Below are 473 nucleotides of genomic sequence, written 5' to 3' on the forward strand. Positions count from 1 at the left end.
CCGAACTTGTCTCTCAGGTCGAAGAAGAGCTGGTGAAGCTCTGCCTTGTTCTTAGTGTCGAGGCTTCCTGATGGCTCATCGGCAAGGATGACGGCAGGATTATTGACCAAGGCTCTCGCCACGGCTACACGCTGCTTCTCACCACCAGATAACTCGGCAGGCTTGTGGTTAGCTCTGTCGCTCAAGCCCATGAATTCCAATAACTCCTCGGCACGTTCCTTGGCTTCCTTTCTGCCCTTTCCGGCGATGAAGGCAGGAATCATGATGTTCTCCAGGGCGGTGAACTCCGGTAGAAGCTGATGGAACTGGAAGACGAAACCGAGATGCTGGTTGCGGAAATCGCTCAGTTTCTTGGTGCTGAGGCTGCGCACATCAATGCCGTCCACCTCTATGCTGCCACTATCTGGCTTGTCGAGGGTACCGATAATCTGGAGAAGAGTGGTCTTGCCGGCACCACTAGGTCCGACGATACT

1 protein-coding gene is annotated in these 473 nt (G+C 54.3%); it reads right to left on the minus strand.

The features are described 5' to 3' along the window. The coding region (locus ACTQ53_RS17630; RefSeq protein ID WP_441934622.1) for an ABC transporter ATP-binding protein at positions 1-473 on the minus strand (473 nt) is incomplete at both ends.

The organism is Prevotella sp. Sow4_E9_plate (assembly GCF_052116205.1).
In the GTDB taxonomy this organism is placed as follows: Bacteria; Bacteroidota; Bacteroidia; order Bacteroidales; family Bacteroidaceae; genus Prevotella.